Annotated in this window: 14 protein-coding genes; 13 read left to right on the forward strand and 1 reads right to left on the reverse strand. The window is 61.3% G+C overall.

Going from position 1 to position 14,943, the window contains the following annotated elements:
• Positions 1-4: 4 nt before the first annotated feature.
• Positions 5-1,525: a ubiquinone biosynthesis regulatory protein kinase UbiB gene (gene ubiB / locus AB6Q56_RS20670; RefSeq protein ID WP_434514905.1), complete on the reverse strand. Its 1,521-nt coding sequence runs from the start codon at positions 1,523-1,525 to the stop codon at positions 5-7.
• Positions 1,526-1,725: 200 nt separating this feature from the next.
• On the opposite strand from ubiB, the gene AB6Q56_RS20675 reads away from it, so the two are divergent.
• From AB6Q56_RS20675 to AB6Q56_RS20735, 13 genes are all read left to right on the forward strand, one after another.
• Positions 1,726-3,246, forward strand: coding sequence for a GGDEF domain-containing protein (locus tag AB6Q56_RS20675; protein WP_434514906.1), 1,521 nt, complete (start codon positions 1,726-1,728; stop codon positions 3,244-3,246).
• 6 nt (positions 3,247-3,252) lie between these two features.
• Positions 3,253-3,753: a DNA-deoxyinosine glycosylase gene (locus AB6Q56_RS20680; RefSeq protein ID WP_434514907.1), complete on the forward strand. Its 501-nt coding sequence runs from the start codon at positions 3,253-3,255 to the stop codon at positions 3,751-3,753.
• A gap of 141 nt (positions 3,754-3,894) precedes the next feature.
• Positions 3,895-5,658: an arginine--tRNA ligase gene (argS, locus tag AB6Q56_RS20685; protein ID WP_434514908.1), complete on the forward strand. Its 1,764-nt coding sequence runs from the start codon at positions 3,895-3,897 to the stop codon at positions 5,656-5,658.
• 9 nt (positions 5,659-5,667) lie between these two features.
• Positions 5,668-6,300, forward strand: coding sequence for an SPOR domain-containing protein (locus AB6Q56_RS20690; RefSeq protein WP_434514909.1), 633 nt, complete (start codon positions 5,668-5,670; stop codon positions 6,298-6,300).
• A 9-nt stretch (positions 6,301-6,309) separates the two neighbouring features.
• On the forward strand, positions 6,310-6,954 hold the full coding sequence (locus AB6Q56_RS20695) for a thiol:disulfide interchange protein DsbA/DsbL (RefSeq protein WP_434514910.1): 645 nt from the start codon (positions 6,310-6,312) through the stop codon (positions 6,952-6,954).
• Between the two features lie 6 nt (positions 6,955-6,960).
• The gene (locus AB6Q56_RS20700; protein WP_434514911.1) at positions 6,961-7,728 is read left to right on the forward strand and encodes an SDR family oxidoreductase; all 768 of its coding nucleotides are present in this window, start codon (positions 6,961-6,963) and stop codon (positions 7,726-7,728) included.
• 96 nt (positions 7,729-7,824) lie between these two features.
• The gene (locus tag AB6Q56_RS20705) at positions 7,825-10,707 is read left to right on the forward strand and encodes an EAL domain-containing protein (RefSeq protein ID WP_434514912.1); all 2,883 of its coding nucleotides are present in this window, start codon (positions 7,825-7,827) and stop codon (positions 10,705-10,707) included.
• Between the two features lie 36 nt (positions 10,708-10,743).
• On the forward strand, positions 10,744-10,947 hold the full coding sequence (gene thiS / locus AB6Q56_RS20710) for a sulfur carrier protein ThiS (protein ID WP_150428133.1): 204 nt from the start codon (positions 10,744-10,746) through the stop codon (positions 10,945-10,947).
• A 98-nt stretch (positions 10,948-11,045) separates the two neighbouring features.
• Positions 11,046-11,828, forward strand: a complete 783-nt coding sequence (locus AB6Q56_RS20715) for a thiazole synthase (RefSeq protein ID WP_434514913.1) — start codon at positions 11,046-11,048, stop codon at positions 11,826-11,828.
• The gene (gene trmB / locus AB6Q56_RS20720) at positions 11,825-12,628 is read left to right on the forward strand and encodes a tRNA (guanosine(46)-N7)-methyltransferase TrmB (protein WP_434514914.1); all 804 of its coding nucleotides are present in this window, start codon (positions 11,825-11,827) and stop codon (positions 12,626-12,628) included. The genes AB6Q56_RS20715 and trmB overlap by 4 nt, the downstream gene beginning before the upstream one ends.
• Positions 12,629-12,692: 64 nt before the next feature.
• The gene (locus tag AB6Q56_RS20725; protein WP_434514915.1) at positions 12,693-13,310 is read left to right on the forward strand and encodes a c-type cytochrome; all 618 of its coding nucleotides are present in this window, start codon (positions 12,693-12,695) and stop codon (positions 13,308-13,310) included.
• 189 nt (positions 13,311-13,499) lie between these two features.
• Positions 13,500-14,471, forward strand: a complete 972-nt coding sequence (locus tag AB6Q56_RS20730; protein WP_434514916.1) for a recombination-associated protein RdgC — start codon at positions 13,500-13,502, stop codon at positions 14,469-14,471.
• A complete protein-coding gene (locus tag AB6Q56_RS20735; protein WP_434514917.1) occupies positions 14,468-14,854 on the forward strand; it encodes a YchJ family protein in 387 nt (128 codons plus the stop codon). The genes AB6Q56_RS20730 and AB6Q56_RS20735 overlap by 4 nt, the downstream gene beginning before the upstream one ends.
• Positions 14,855-14,943 lie beyond the last annotated feature (89 nt).

The following is a 14,943-nucleotide window of genomic DNA, read 5'->3' on the forward strand; positions in this document are numbered from 1 at the left end:
ACGGTCAGGCGAAGAGGGCGCCGACGAGCAGGGCGAGCAGCAGGGCGATGACGGCCAGCCAGCGGTTCTGCTGGCGCTGGGCGGCAATCAGCTGCTCGATCTGCGGCTGCAAATCGGCCTTGGCCGGTTGCGCGAGCGCCTGATGGACGAGACGCGGCAGCTGAGGGATGCTGCGTGCCAGATAGGGGGCTTCCTGTTTGAAGGTCTTGAGCAGACCGCGCCAGCCGATCTGTTCGCTCATCCAGCGCTCGAGGAAAGGCTTGGCGGTCTTCCACAAGTCGAGTTCGGGATCGAGCTGACGGCCGAGGCCCTCGATGTTGAGCAGGGTCTTCTGCAGCATCACGAGTTGGGGCTGGATCTCGACATTGAAGCGGCGTGAGGTCTGGAACAGGCGCAGCAGGACCTTGCCGAAGGAGATGTCCTTCAGCGGGCGGTCGAAGATCGGCTCGCAGACCGCGCGGATAGCGGCTTCGAACTCGTCGACGCGCGTATCTTTCGGTGCCCAGCCCGATTCGATGTGGGCTTCGGCGACACGCTTGTAATCGCGGCGGAAGAAGGCCAGGAAATTCTGCGCCAGATAGTTTTTGTCGGTATCGGTCAGCGTGCCGACGATGCCGAAGTCGAGCGCGATGTAGCGGCCGTCCGGGGCGACGAAGATGTTGCCGGGGTGCATGTCGGCATGGAAGAAGCCGTCGCGGAAGACCTGCGTGAAGAAGATTTCAACACCGGCGGCGGAGAGCTTCTTGAGGTCGATGCCCTCACTGCGCAGGCAGTCGATCTGCGAAATCGGAACCCCCTTCATGCGTTCCATGACCATGACCGTCGAGGTGCAGAAATCCCAATGCACTTCCGGGACGATCAGCAGTTTCGAGTCGGTGAAATTGCGGCGCAGTTGCGAGGCATTGGCCGCTTCGCGCATCAGGTCGAGTTCGTCGCGCAGGTATTTGGCGAATTCGGCGACCACCTCGCGCGGCTTCAGGCGCTTGCCGTCCGACCACAGCTTTTCGAGCAACATGGCCAGGTTGTCCATCAGCGCCAGGTCGTGCTCGATGACCGACAGCATGTTGGGGCGCAGGACCTTCACGGCGACGTCATGGCCGCCATCTTCCTCGCGCAGACGCGCGAAGTGCACCTGTGCGATCGAGGCCGAGGCGATCGGCGTCGGGTCGAATTCGGCGAAAACCTCGTGGGCGGGGCGACCGTAGGCTTTTTTGATTTCGGCCAGGGCGAGGCCGGAGTCGAAAGGTGGGACGCGATCCTGCAGGCGGGCCAATTCGTCCGCGATGTCCGGCGGCATCAGGTCGCGGCGGGTGGACAGCACCTGGCCGAACTTGACGAAGATGGGGCCAAGCGCTTCGAGGGCGAGGCGCAGGCGGACGGCGCGTGGCGTGCTCAGGTCACGCCAGAACTGCAGGGCGTTGGCGATGCGTACCAAGCGGCCGCTCGGCTCGTGTTCGAGCACCATTTCGTCGAGGCCGAAACGGCTGGCGACGGAGGCGATCTTGAGCAGGCGAAAAAGGCGCATGGGGCGGTGAACGACCGGCGAAGTCAAACGAGCATGCTAACACGCCTACGCGGGTTGCTGTCCTACAAATTCGGACTGGGCCGCCCGCTATTTGAGGTGCATCGTTGCTTATCCGAAGGGTGGATGCGATAAACTGCTATTTCATTGTTTCAGTATTGTTGTCGCCCGCCGCCCATATTCCACGACCGAAAAACGCGTCCATGAACGAGTTGAAAAATCCGACCGATATCGCTCGGGAAGCCCTCAAGCGTCTGGCGGCAAAACATTTGGAGCCGACTCCGGCCAACTTTCAGGTTTGTTACAACGAGATCGCCGGCTTGCCGGATATTTCGCCCTTTCCCGAAAGGCCCTTGCGCCAGTTGGCCGCCGCTCTGGTTCCGCATGATTCGCAGCAGGAGGCGCATCTCGATGCTCTGGGACAGGCGATTGTGAAGCGAAGCTGGCAGGGGGTGATCGATGCCGTTACCGGCTTCTCTCAGGCTGGTTTGGCCCGCCAACCGGCGGTTCCAGTTGGCATGCTGCCGGATTTGCTGCCGGCTGATCTGGCGATTAGCTTGGCCCGTGTCGTCGAGAGTTTTTCGCCGTTCTTCGGGGGCGACAGCCCGCGTTCGGTGGCTGCCGCCGATGAACTGGTACGCCTGCTCAAACAGCCGAAAGTCGAGATGGGGGCTGTACGGAATGCATTGGACGTGATGGCCTGCCATGTGCGCTCCGGTGTTGAGGAGCAGTTGGAGATTCGGGATTCGCTGCTCAAGCTGCTCCAGCTCATCATACGGAACATCGGCGAACTGGGTGTCGATGACCGTTGGCTGAAGGGCCAGATCGATGGCCTGCTGGCCAGTATCGCGCCGCCGCTGACCTTGCGCCATCTCGACGAGATGGAGCGCCGCATGCGCGACGTTCTGGAGAAGCAGGGGCGTGCCCGAATTCGTTCCGTGGCGGCACAGCAGGAAATGCGCGAGATGCTCTCGGAGTTCATCAAGAGTCTCGCCCAGATGAATCGCTCGAGCAGCGAATTCGAGGTGCGCATCGAGGAGACGGCGCGCCAGGTGGAGAAGGTCACTACACCGGATGAGCTAAAGCCTTTGCTGGCCGGCGTGATTTCGGCGACGCATGCCATGGCGGAGGAGTCGGCGCATTCTCGCGAGCAACTCAGGAACTTGCAGGAAAAGGTCGAAGTGACCGAAGCCGAACTCCTCCAGTTGCATCACGAACTCGATAACGCCAGCGCCCTGGCTCGTCACGATCCGCTGACCGATGCCTTGAACCGCAAGGGACTGGATGAGGCGTTGTTGCGCGAGATGGCCAGCATGCGGCGCAAGGAGACGCCGCTGTCGGTCAGCTTGCTCGATATCGACAATTTCAAGAAGCTCAACGACAGCCTGGGCCACGATGCGGGTGACGGTGCGTTGATTCATCTGGCCAACGTGACGCGCGGCAACATCCGGCCCAGCGATACCCTGGCACGCTACGGTGGCGAGGAGTTCGTCATCCTGATGCCGGATACGGCGCTGGATGAGGGGGTCGAGGTGATTACCCGCCTGCAGCGCGAGTTGACCAAGGCCATCTACATGTCGGGCAGTCAGCGGGTGTTGATCACCTTCAGCGCCGGCGTGGCGCAGGTTGGTCCCGACGAGGCCGGCGGCGATGCCATCCGACGGGCGGATCAGGCGATGTACCTGGCCAAGCGGGCGGGCAAGAACCGGGTATTTGGCGGCTGAAGTGTGATGGCGGCGGTTCGGAGTTTTGCCCCCGTGGTTTCGGAGGGTGCGAGCGTGCTCATTCTCGGCAGTATGCCGGGCGAGGCTTCGTTGCGCGCAGGGCAGTACTATGCCCATGAACGCAATGCCTTCTGGCGCATCATGGGCGATCTGCTGGGGGCGGGGCCGTCCCTGTCGTATCGGGAACGCCTTGATCGGATTTCCGCTGCCGGAATCGCCTTGTGGGATGTCATCGCCGATTGCGAGCGCAATGGCAGCCTGGATGCCGATATTGTCGGCGCTTCGGTGCATGTCAACGATTTCGCCTGGTTTTTCGCGGCATATCCGGGGGTTCGGCGGGTCTACTTCAATGGGGCTGCAGCGGAAACCCACTTCCGTCGTCATGTTCTGCCAAAGCTGTCAGGGCTGAATATCAGGCTCGTCCGCCTGCCGTCGACCAGTCCGGCCCATGCAGCGAAAGGCTATAGCGAGAAACTTGCCGCGTGGTCGTCGATTGTTGCCGGCTGAATTACGAGCGGTACCGTCGTCATGGGCCTGGCCGACACCTGTTCCGGCATGCAATCTTGTACCGCGTCGGCTTGTGCCAATTGCCAAGCAGAGCACTAGCGACAGCGTATAATCGATCTTTTGCTTTTTAGCCGCGAATCAATGGCCCACGATGTCAAATCCCAGCTGACCGCCCTGTTGCAACAGGCGCTGGCCAGCGTTGCCCCCAGCGCAACCGATAGCACGATCCAGCTCGAACGTCCGCGTGATCCGACGCATGGCGATTGGTCGACCAATCTGGCCATGCAGTTGGCCAAGGCGCTGAAGAAGAATCCGCGCGAAATCGCCAACCAACTGCTGAACGAACTGCCGCCGTCGATTCTGGTTGCCAAGGCCGAGGTGGCCGGCGCCGGTTTCATCAACTTTACGCTCGATGCACGTGCCAAGATCAACGTGGTCCGCGCGGTACTGACCGAAGGTGCCGATTTTGGTCGCTCCATGGCGGGCGGGCGGCAAAAGGTGCAGGTCGAGTTCGTTTCGGCCAACCCGACCGGCCCCTTGCATGTCGGCCACGGTCGCGGCGCCGCCTATGGCGCCTCGCTGTCCAGCCTGCTGTCCTTCGCCGGCTGGGATGTGACCCGCGAGTACTACGTCAATGACGCCGGCCGCCAGATGGATATCCTCGGCCTGTCGACCTGGTTGCGTTATCTCGATCAGCATGGTCAGGCAGTTCAGTTCCCGCCCAACGCCTACCAGGGCGACTACGTGCGCGAAATGGCCAGGCAGATGACGGTTGCCCACGCCGACAAGTTCGTCCGCTTCGCGGCCGATGTCGTCGCCGGCACGCCGGGCCTGCCGGATGCCGGTCGCGCCGACGACGAAGCCAAGCAGCAGCGCGAACTGCATCTCGATGCCCTGATTGCCAAGGCCAAGGAACTGCTCGGTGGCGATTGGCATTACGTGCACCAGCATGCGCTGAACGAGCAACTCGAGGACTGCCGCGACGACCTCAAGGAATTCGGCGTCGAATTCGAGGTCTGGTATTCCGAGAAGTCGCTCTACGACACTGGCCTGGTTGCCCGCTGCGTCGCACTGCTCGAAGAGAAGGGGCATATCTATGTGCAGAATGGCGCCAAGTGGTTCAAATCCACGGCCTTTGGCGATGAGAAGGACCGCGTCGTCCAGCGCGAAAACGGCCTGTATACGTACTTTGCGTCCGACATCGCCTACCACCTGAACAAGTTCGAACGTGGTTTCGACAAGGTCATCAACATCTGGGGCGCCGACCACCACGGCTACATCCCGCGCGTCACCGGCGCCATCAAGGCGCTCGACCTGAACAGCGACAAGCTGCACGTCGCGCTGGTCCAGTTCGCCGTACTCTACCGCAACGGACAGAAAGCCTCGATGTCGACCCGTTCCGGCGAGTTCGTCACGCTGCGTGAGTTGCGTAAGGAGGTCGGCAACGATGCCTGCCGCTTCTTCTACGCCCTGCGCAAATCGGACCAGCATCTCGATTTCGATCTTGATCTGGCCAAGAGCCAGACCAACGAAAACCCGGTGTATTACATCCAGTACGCCTATGCCCGTGTCTGCTCGGTGATCAACCAGTGGTCGGGCGATCTGGCCGACCTGGCCGAAGCAGACCTGACGTTGCTGAGCAATCCGCGTGAATTGGCCATCGCCAACCAGCTGGCCCAGTTCCGCGAAGTGATCGAAACAGCAGCGCGCGACTTGGCGCCACACATGGTCGCCTTCTATCTCAAGGACCTGGCCGGCGAATTCCACGGCTGGTACAACGCCGAACGCATGCTGGTGGACGACGAGAAGCTGCGCGACGCCCGCGTCGCATTGGCGGCCGCTGTGCGCCAGACCATCCGCAATGGCATGGCCATTCTCGGTGTCGGCTGTCCGGAATCGATGTAAGGAATCCTCATGAGTCGCGATATGAAGCCCCGCAAGAGCCAGCTGGCAAAAAAGAAGTCCGGCGGCGGCACCTTGGTCGGCATGTTTATCGGGCTGGTCCTCGGTGTCGGCATCGCTGCCGGGGTGGTCTGGTATCTGAACAAGTCGCCACTGCCCTTCGTCGAACGCGCCCAGCCGCCGGTCCGTACCGAGCCCGCTGCCAGGAACGGCCAGCCGTCGCAGCCGCTCGCCTTGCCGGGCAAGCCGGGCGATCCGCTCCCCGAGAAGCGCTTCCAGTTCTACGACATCCTGCCGGGCAAGGCCGATGCCGTTCCGGACAAGGCACCGAAACCGGATGCCAAGCCGGTCGAGACGAAGAAGGACGAGAAAAAGGAAGAGAAAAAAGAGGACAAGAAGGAAGAGGCCAAGGAATCGAAGACGCCGCTCTTCCTGCAGGCCGGTTCCTTCAGTACAGCTCAGGATGCTGACAACCAAAAGGCCAAGCTTGCATTCATGGGGATGGAGGCCGTCGTCCAGCAGGTCATGGTTCAGGACAAGACCTTCTACCGTGTGCGCGTGGGCCCTTACATGAAGATCGATGAATTGAACAAAGTGCGTGCCGAGCTTGCCAAATCCGGCATCGAAGCCCAACTTGCCAAATAGGAGTCACGAATGAAATTTTCCCGCCGTGCTTTTGTCGCTGCCGCCGTTGCCTTCGGGGCAGCGGTTTCCCTGCCATCCTTTGCGCAGAATGCACCGTACACTGCGATTGTTCCGGTCCAGCCGACCGAGGATGCCGCCAAGGTCGAGGTCGTTGAGTTCTTCAGCTACGGCTGCCCGCATTGTGCCGATTTCAATCCCTTGCTGACTTCTTGGGTCGCCAAACAACAGGGCGACGTCGTGGTCAAGAAGGTGCCGATCACCTTTGGACGCGCAGCCTGGGCCAATATTGCCAAGCTGTACTACACGCTGGAAATCACGGGTGACCTGCATCGCCTCGAAAGCGACGTCTTCAAGGCCATCCACGTCGAGCGGCAGAACTTGTTCGAGGAAAAGGCGCTCACCGAGTGGGCGGTCAAAAAAGGTGTCGATGCCAAAAAATTCACCGAAACCTTCAATTCCTTCGGTGTCATGAGCAAAGTCAAGCGTGGCGACCAGATGGCGCAAGCCTACAAGATTCAGGGGGTACCGGCCCTGGCGGTGGATGGCAAATACCTGGTTGGCGGCAAGGATTTCAACGATACGCTGGCTATCACCGACAGCCTGATCGCCAAGGTGCGCGGCGAGAAATCGGGTAAGGGACCGGCCAAAAAGTAGTTGTCCTTGAAGGTCTTCATCACGGGCGCCTCGTCGGGTATCGGCGAGGCGCTTGCCGTTTACTACGCCGCACAGGGGGCGACGCTGGGCCTGGTCGCCCGGCGGGCCGACTTCCTGCGCGGCCTGAACGAACGTTTGGGCGGCCACCATGCCTGCTACCCGCTCGACGTCACCGATGCGCCCGCCCTGCATAACGCGGCCGGGGATTTCATGCGGCGCTTCGGCGCCCCGGACATCGTCATCGCCAATGCCGGTGTATCGGCCGGGACGCTCACCGAATACGAGGAGGATCTGCTGGTCTTCCGGCGGGTGATGGATATCAACGTCTTCGGTATGGCAGCGACCTTTGCGCCTTTCATTCCTGCCATGAAGGCCGCCGGCGGCGGCGAGAGGCGACTGGTTGGCATCGCCTCGGTGGCGGGCATTCGCGGCTTGCCGGGGGCGGAGGCCTACTCGGCCTCGAAGGCAGCGGCCATCGCCTATCTGGAAAGCTTGCGTCTCGAGATGCGGCCCGCCAACATCAAAGTGGTGACGATTGCCCCGGGCTACATCGAAACACCGATGACGGCAGTCAATCCGTACCGGATGCCTTTCCTGATCCCGGTTGACCAGGCAGCTTCCCGCTTTGCCGCGGCGATTGAACGGGGCGTCAGCTATACCGTTATCCCTTGGCCCATGGGGCTGGTCGCCAAATGTCTGCGCCTGCTGCCCAACTGGCTGTACGACCGCCTTTTCGCCCATGCTCCGCGTAAGCCGCGCGGGCTGTTGAAATAACACGCCCTGTTGCTCCAGAGGTAGAATCCGCCTATAACCAAAGTTAGGGGTGTGTGGTGGGGGCGTGTGGTATCGCCGATCTTCGGCGGAGACATCATGAACTTGACTAAGGGTACCGCCGAAGTGGTTCTGCCCGATGATCCGGAGCACCTGGATAAGATTCTAGCCAGCACGCCCGTCCCCATTTTTGTGATCGACTGCGATCATCGCGTCAGCCATTGGAACCGTGCGTGCGAGGTGGTCATGGGGTATTCGGCCGCGCAGATCGTCGGTACCCGGGATCAGTGGAAGCCCTTCTATCCGAGCGCGCGGCCGGTCATGGCCGATTTGGTGGTCTCGGGCGACCTCAATGCCGGCGTCGAAACCTACTACGCCAACAAATTCCGGCGCTCGGAACTGTTGCCCGGTTCGTTCGAGGCTGAGGATTTTTTCCCGCAGATGGGGCCGTTGGGAACCTGGCTTTATTTCACGGCTGCCCCCTTGTACAACCAGGCTGGGGAATTGATCGGCGCCATCGAAACACTGCAGGATATTTCCGGACAAAGGCGGGCCGACGAGGCATTGCGACGCGAGCACCAGATCATGAATACCATGATCGAGCATTTTCCGAGCGGCATTACGGTGATGGATGCGAGCCTGGAGATAATCAAGTTCAACCGGCGTTTCAAGAGCATGCTGGATTTTCCCGATTCGCTGGTGGTGCCGCCGAATCCGCTGCAGAAATTTATCCGCTTTAACGCCGAACGTGGCGAGTACGGGGTGGTGGACGTCGAGGCGACCGTGCGGGACGGCATGGCCCGGGCGCGGCTTGGCGAGGCGCATTGCTTCGAGCGTATGCGGCCCGACGGTAGCGTTCTGGAGGTCAAAGGCTCGCCGCTGCCGGACGGAGGGTTCGTGACCTCCTATACCGATATCACCGACCGCAAACGAGCCGAGGCGGAAATCCTGCGGCTGCTCGCGGAGCAGCAGCTGATCTTCGATAATGCCCATGTCGGCATCGCCTGGGTCAGGCAGCGGACGATCATCCGCTGCAACCAGCGTCTGGCCGAAATATTCCTGTTCAAGGATCCGGCCGATCTGGTCGGGTTGCCGACCCGGGCTTTGTACCAGTCCGACGCGCAGTGGGATGATATTGGCACTCGTATGTATGCCGAGCTGGCGCAGCAGGGATCGTCTCAGTCGGAGTACAGCATGAAGCGTCTCGACGGTTCGAGCATTCGCGTCATGCTGACCGGCCGGCCACTCGATCAAAACCAGGTTGATCAAGGTTCCATCTGGGTCTATACCGATGTGACCACTCGCTATCGCCAGGAGGCGGAGTTGCGCCTCGCTGAGCGTGTCTTCGCCCATACCTCTGAGGCCCTGATGGTGACCGACAGCGATGGCATCATCGTCAATGTCAATCAGGCCTTTACCGATATCACCGGATACGTGCGGGAGGAGGTCGTGGGGCAGACGCCCCGTATCCTGAAGTCCGGTCGCCACGACGAAGTCTTCTATGTCGAGATGTGGCGCAAGGTCATTAAACAAGGGCGCTGGGAAGGCGAAGTCTGGGATCGCCGCAAGGACGGTTCGGTGTATCCGAAATGGCTGTCGATCACGACTGTGCGGGATACCGACGGCGGGATCGTCAATTACATCAGCTCCTTCGACGACATCACGGAGCGCAAGGCGGCGCAGGAAAAAATCCAGTATCTTGCCCACCACGATCCGCTGACCAGCCTGCCCAACCGCCTGTTGCTGCGCGACCGCTTCAGTCATGTCATGGAGCAGAGCCGTCGCAAGCAGCGTTGCGTCGCGCTGATGTTCCTCGATCTCGATCACTTCAAGCGCATCAACGATTCGTTGGGGCATCGTGTCGGCGATCGCCTGCTCATTGCCGTGGTGCGCCGCCTGCGGGCTTGTCTGCGCGAGTCGGATACGCTCAGTCGCCAAGGGGGCGACGAATTCATCCTGTTGCTCGACGATGTTGGCGGGCGCGACGCGGCGGCACATATCGCTGACAAGATCATCACCGCGCTGGTCGATCCGTTCCAGATCGGCGCACACCAGTTGACGACTTCAGTATCGATCGGGATCGTCGTTGCACCGGAGGATGGCAGCGATTTCGACACGCTGATGCAGAAAGCCGATACCGCCATGTATGCCTCGAAGGAAAAGGCCCGCGGCACTTGGCGCTTTTTCCATCCGAGTATGGACGAGCAGGCGCGACGTCGTCTCGATCTCGCTAATAGCCTCCGCCAGGCCTTGCCGCGCAACGAATTTCACCTCGTCTATCAGCCGCAGGTTTATGCCGACAGTGGCCGGGTATTCGGCGCCGAGGCGCTCCTGCGCTGGCAGCCGAAGGATGAAGCGGCGATTTCGCCGAGCGAATTCATCCCGGTGGCCGAGGAAATCGGCCTCATTCTCCCGCTTGGCGAATGGGTCATGCAGCAGGCCTGTGAACAGGCGCGCCGCTGGCAGGATGCCGGTCTCGACTGCCGGGTCGCGGTCAACGTCTCCGGTGTACAGATCTACCGTTCGGACGTGGTCGCCATCTTGCAGCATGCCGCCTGCCAGGCCGGTATTTCGCCGGCGCTGATTCAGGTCGAACTGACCGAGTCTACGCTGATCGACGACAGTGCCCTGATCCAGGATGTGATCGGCGGCCTGAAGGCGATCGGCGCCAGTGTGGCCATCGACGATTTCGGGACAGGTTATTCCAGTCTGGCCTACCTGAAGCGCTTCCGGGTCGACAAGCTGAAAATCGACCGCAGCTTCATTGCCGATGCGGCCAGCAACGAGGAGGGAGCGGCCCTGTCTCGGGCTGTGATCGGCATTGCCCGTTCGCTCAACATGCGGGCCATCGCCGAAGGCGTCGAGACGGCGGATCAGCTGGCTTTCCTGCAGGAGGCTGGTTGCAATGAGATTCAGGGCTACTATTTCAGCAGGCCCTTGTTGCCGGACGACTTTGCAGAGTACGCGCTACGTCATCGATGAGGAATTTCGGGCGTCGGCTTCGGCTAAAATAGCGCGATGCTTACCCTCAAGATCAATGGCGAAAATCGCCAGTTTCCTGAAGCGTTGACCGTTGCCGGCCTGATCGATCAGCTTGGCTACACGGGCAAGCGCATCGCCGTCGAGAAAAACGGCGAGATCGTCCCGAAAAGCCAGCATGCCAGTACGCCATTGGTTGCCGGTGATCAGCTTGAAATCGTCGTCGCTGTCGGCGGCGGCTAAAGGTGCCTGTTCGTTGCTGGTTGTTCGTCATAAGCAAAAAAACAACCGGTGCTCCATGGCTAATAGACTAACGACCAATGACTAGCGACCCAAAAACCATGCATCAACTGACTCTCGCCGGCAAGGCCTACCGTTCCCGCTTGCTGGTCGGCACCGGCAAGTACAAGGACTTCGCCGAGACACGTGCGGCCATCGACGCCTCGGGGGCCGAGATCGTTACTGTCGCCGTGCGCCGCGTCAATATCGGCCAGGATGCTACCCAGCCCAGCCTGCTCGACGCCATTCCGCCGTCACAATTCACTATCCTACCCAATACCGCCGGCTGTTACACCGCCGACGATGCCGTGCGTACCCTGCGCCTGGCGCGGGAACTGCTTGATGGCCATCCGCTGTGCAAGCTGGAAGTGCTGGGCGATCCGACCAACCTCTTTCCAAACATGCCGGAAACGCTGAAGGCCGCTGAAACCTTGGTCAAGGAAGGCTTCCAGGTCATGGTCTACTGCGCCGACGACCCCATCCAGTGCAAGATGCTTGAAGAGATCGGCTGCATCGCGGTCATGCCGCTCGCCTCGCTGATCGGCTCAGGCATGGGCATTGTCAACCCGTGGAACCTGCGCCTGATCATCGACAACGCCAAGGTGCCGATCATTGTCGATGCCGGCGTCGGCACCGCGTCGGATGCGACCGTCGCCATGGAACTCGGTTGCGACGGTGTATTGATGAACACCGCCATTGCCCATGCGAAAGACCCGGTGCTCATGGCCAGCGCCATGAAGAAGGGCATCGAGGCCGGGCGCGAGGCCTTCCTGGCCGGCCGTATGGCCCGCAAATACTATTCGGCCGATCCGTCGTCGCCGACTACGGGGCTGATCGGATCATGAGCGGCGCACCGTTGATCCAATCCGGCGCCGCGCACGATGACGGCGTTTATACGGAGGGCCGCGAAGGCCACGACGGGCACGGCCACATCAAGAGCTTCGTGCGTCGTGCCGGCCGCATGTCCGATGCCCAGCACCGCTATTTCGATGAGATGATGCCGAAGATCGGCATCGCCTATCAGCCGGCAAACATCGACCTGAATGCCGTGTTCGGCCGCAATAATCCGAAGATCCTCGAAATCGGCTGCGGCATGGGCGAGACAACGGCGCGCATCGCCGAAGCCAATCCGGACAATGACTACTTCGGCCTGGAGGTGCATATGCCGGGCGTCGGCGCGCTGTGCAAGCTGATTGCCGAGAAAGGCCTCGCCAACCTGCGCATCGGCAACCACGATGCCGTGGAGGTGGTGCGCGACATGCTGCCGGAAAGTTCGCTGGCTGGCATCCATGTTTTTTTCCCGGATCCCTGGCACAAGACACGACACAAGAAGCGCCGTCTGATCCAGTCGCCTTTTGTCGAACTGCTGGCCTCGCGCCTCAAGCCGGGGGGCTACTTCCATTGCGCCACCGACTGGGAAAATTACGCCTTGCAGATGCTGGATGTGTTGGGTCGGGAACCCAGCTTGCGTAATAGTGTTGCTGGCCCGACCGATGCCGCGCTGGCTGCGGCGCTTGAGGCAGACAGCAGTGCCGGCCTTGCCGGCTTTGCGCCGCGTCCCGATTATCGACCGCTGACCAAGTTCGAAAATCGTGGTTTGCGCCTTGGGCACGGCGTTTGGGACATCATCTTCGAGAAAAAATAGCTGGCACGCGGACGACTCCTGCGTAAAATGTGATTTGTAATTAATCATAAAAATAGGGGTTGTCATGAAAAATGTTAAAACATTTTGCGGCGCTGTACTGTTTCCGCTGAGCGTGCTCGTTGTGTCATCCGGGTCGGCCCTGGCGGCCGAACGCTCCGGCAAGGAAGTCGTCGAGGCGGTATGTGCCGGCTGCCATGCCTCCGGCAAGGACGGCGCACCAAAATTCGATGACAAGGCAGCCTGGGCGCAGCGCGCCTCGAAAGGTCTGGACAAGCTGACCCAGAACGCCATTACCGGCGTGCGCAACATGCCGGCCCACGGTGGCCAGGCGGCGCTCTCCGATCTTGAAATGAGCCGTGCCGTCGGCTATATGGTGAGTTCGGGTCATGCTGCCGATACCAACAAGGCCTACAGCTCCCCGAAGACGCGCAGCGGCGATCAGGTGGTTCAGGAGCGCTGCCAGGAATGCCACGCTACCGGCAAGAATGGCGCGCCCAAGCTCGGCGAAATGGCCGACTGGAAGCCCCGCCTCAAGAACGGTGTCGATCCGCTGGTCAAGTCGGCGATCAGCGGCCACAACGCCATGCCGGCCCGTGGTGGCCTGGCGAATCTGAGCCATGCCGAAATGAAGGCAGCCGTCGAATACATGCTGAGCCGGGCCGGTTCCGCTCCCAGCAAATAGTACGTGTCGCCGGCCCCTGGGACGGCTAGGCATCGCCAAGCAGACCCCGCCTTGATCGGCGGGGTTTTTTGTTGCCCTTTGTTATGACGCGGCAGAACTTGCGTCAGCCTACGACGAGTGGGCTGATAAAATCCGCTCCTCGACCGGAGCCCCGATTGTGCTCCGCACCGTTTTCAGGAAAACAGAAACATGTGGTTCAAGAATCTGCAAATCTATCGGCTGGAAACGCCGTGGAATATCGATCTCGTCAAACTCGAGGAGCAACTCGCTCGCGGCACCTTCGCCCGCTGCGCCAGCCATGAGCCGATGTCGCGCGGCTGGGTGCCGCCGCGCAAGGATGGCGGCCTGATTTATGCGAACAATCGCCAGTGGCTGATCGCCCTGGCCGTCGAGCAGCGTCTGCTGCCGTCGTCGGTCGTCAATGACGAAGTCCGCGAGCGCGCCGAGAAACTCACCGAGGAACAGGGCTATGCGCCGGGCCGCAAGGCCTTGCGCGAGTTGAAGGAGCGCGTTACCGAGGAGTTGATGCCGCGCGCCTTCACCAAGAAGCGCTCGACTTTCATCTGGATCGACCCGCAGAACGGCTGGTTCGTTGTTGACGCCGGCAGCCCCGGCAAGGCCGAGGAGGCAATCGAGCACCTGCGGCATTGTCTCGACGAATTCCCGCTGACCCCGGTGCATACCCAGTTGTCGCCGCAGTCGGCGATGGCCGACTGGCTGGCCGGCGGCGATGCGCCACACGGGTTCACCATCGACCGCGATTGCGAGCTGAAGGCGGTCGGCGAAGAAAAATCGGCGGTCCGCTATGTGCGCCATCCGCTGGGCGACGAGGTGAGCGGGGAAATCAAGGCGCATCTGGCGGCCGGCAAGCTGCCGACCAAGCTGGCCTTGACGTGGGACGACCGGATTTCCTTCGTGCTGGGCGAGAAAATGGAGGTCAAGCGCCTCGCCTTCCTCGACTTGCTCAAGGAAGAGGCGGAAAAGAGCGCCGAGCATGCCGACGAGCAATTCGATGCCGATTTCGCCCTGATGACGGGGGAGCTGACCCGCTTCCTGCCGCAGCTGATCGAGGCATTGGGTGGCGAGAAAGTCGAGGCGGCCGAGGTGCCTGCCAGTCCGGCGCAATCGGGCGGTGCCGCGGTGCCGCCCTGGGAGGCATGAAACAGCCGGATGTCTGTCCGTGTGGCAGCGGCCGGCGCTACGCCGCCTGCTGCCATCCCCTGCATGCCGGTGAAAACCCAGCCGCCAGCGCAGAGGCGCTGATGCGTTCGCGCTATAGCGCTTATGTGCTGAAGCTGGGCGACTATCTGCTGGCGACCTGGCATGCCTCGACCCGGCCGAGCGAACTCGATCTTGATGCCGATTCGAGCAAGTGGCTCGGCCTCACCGTCAGGTCTCACCAGCAACTGGACGAACACCACTCCACGGTCGAGTTCGTTGCCCGCTATCGCATTGCCGGCCGCGGACATCGGCTCCACGAATTGAGCCGTTTCGTCCGCGAAGATGGCCGGTGGTACTACGTCGACGGGGAGATGCTGGCCTGAGCGCCGGCCACCGAAGGGTTCGCAAATCTTCACATAAGCGCCATGGCGATGGCGTAGGATGAAAGGCCCAACTTCATCGGAGCAGTCAT

The organism is Dechloromonas sp. ARDL1 (genome assembly GCF_051122455.1).
Classification (GTDB): domain Bacteria; phylum Pseudomonadota; class Gammaproteobacteria; order Burkholderiales; family Rhodocyclaceae; genus Azonexus.

Bases quoted from the DNA above. Each gene is read 5' to 3' on its own strand.
- ubiB (WP_434514905.1), bottom strand. From the start codon at position 1,525: ATGCGCCTTTTTCGCCTGCTCAAGATCGCCTCCGTCGCCAGCCGTTTC.
- AB6Q56_RS20675 (WP_434514906.1), top strand. From the start codon at position 1,726: ATGAACGAGTTGAAAAATCCGACCGATATCGCTCGGGAAGCCCTCAAG.
- AB6Q56_RS20680 (WP_434514907.1), top strand. From the start codon at position 3,253: ATGGCGGCGGTTCGGAGTTTTGCCCCCGTGGTTTCGGAGGGTGCGAGC.
- argS (WP_434514908.1), top strand. From the start codon at position 3,895: ATGGCCCACGATGTCAAATCCCAGCTGACCGCCCTGTTGCAACAGGCG.
- AB6Q56_RS20690 (WP_434514909.1), top strand. From the start codon at position 5,668: ATGAGTCGCGATATGAAGCCCCGCAAGAGCCAGCTGGCAAAAAAGAAG.
- AB6Q56_RS20695 (WP_434514910.1), top strand. From the start codon at position 6,310: ATGAAATTTTCCCGCCGTGCTTTTGTCGCTGCCGCCGTTGCCTTCGGG.
- AB6Q56_RS20705 (WP_434514912.1), top strand. From the start codon at position 7,825: ATGAACTTGACTAAGGGTACCGCCGAAGTGGTTCTGCCCGATGATCCG.
- thiS (WP_150428133.1), top strand. From the start codon at position 10,744: ATGCTTACCCTCAAGATCAATGGCGAAAATCGCCAGTTTCCTGAAGCG.
- AB6Q56_RS20715 (WP_434514913.1), top strand. From the start codon at position 11,046: ATGCATCAACTGACTCTCGCCGGCAAGGCCTACCGTTCCCGCTTGCTG.
- trmB (WP_434514914.1), top strand. From the start codon at position 11,825: ATGAGCGGCGCACCGTTGATCCAATCCGGCGCCGCGCACGATGACGGC.
- AB6Q56_RS20725 (WP_434514915.1), top strand. From the start codon at position 12,693: ATGAAAAATGTTAAAACATTTTGCGGCGCTGTACTGTTTCCGCTGAGC.
- AB6Q56_RS20730 (WP_434514916.1), top strand. From the start codon at position 13,500: ATGTGGTTCAAGAATCTGCAAATCTATCGGCTGGAAACGCCGTGGAAT.
- AB6Q56_RS20735 (WP_434514917.1), top strand. From the start codon at position 14,468: ATGAAACAGCCGGATGTCTGTCCGTGTGGCAGCGGCCGGCGCTACGCC.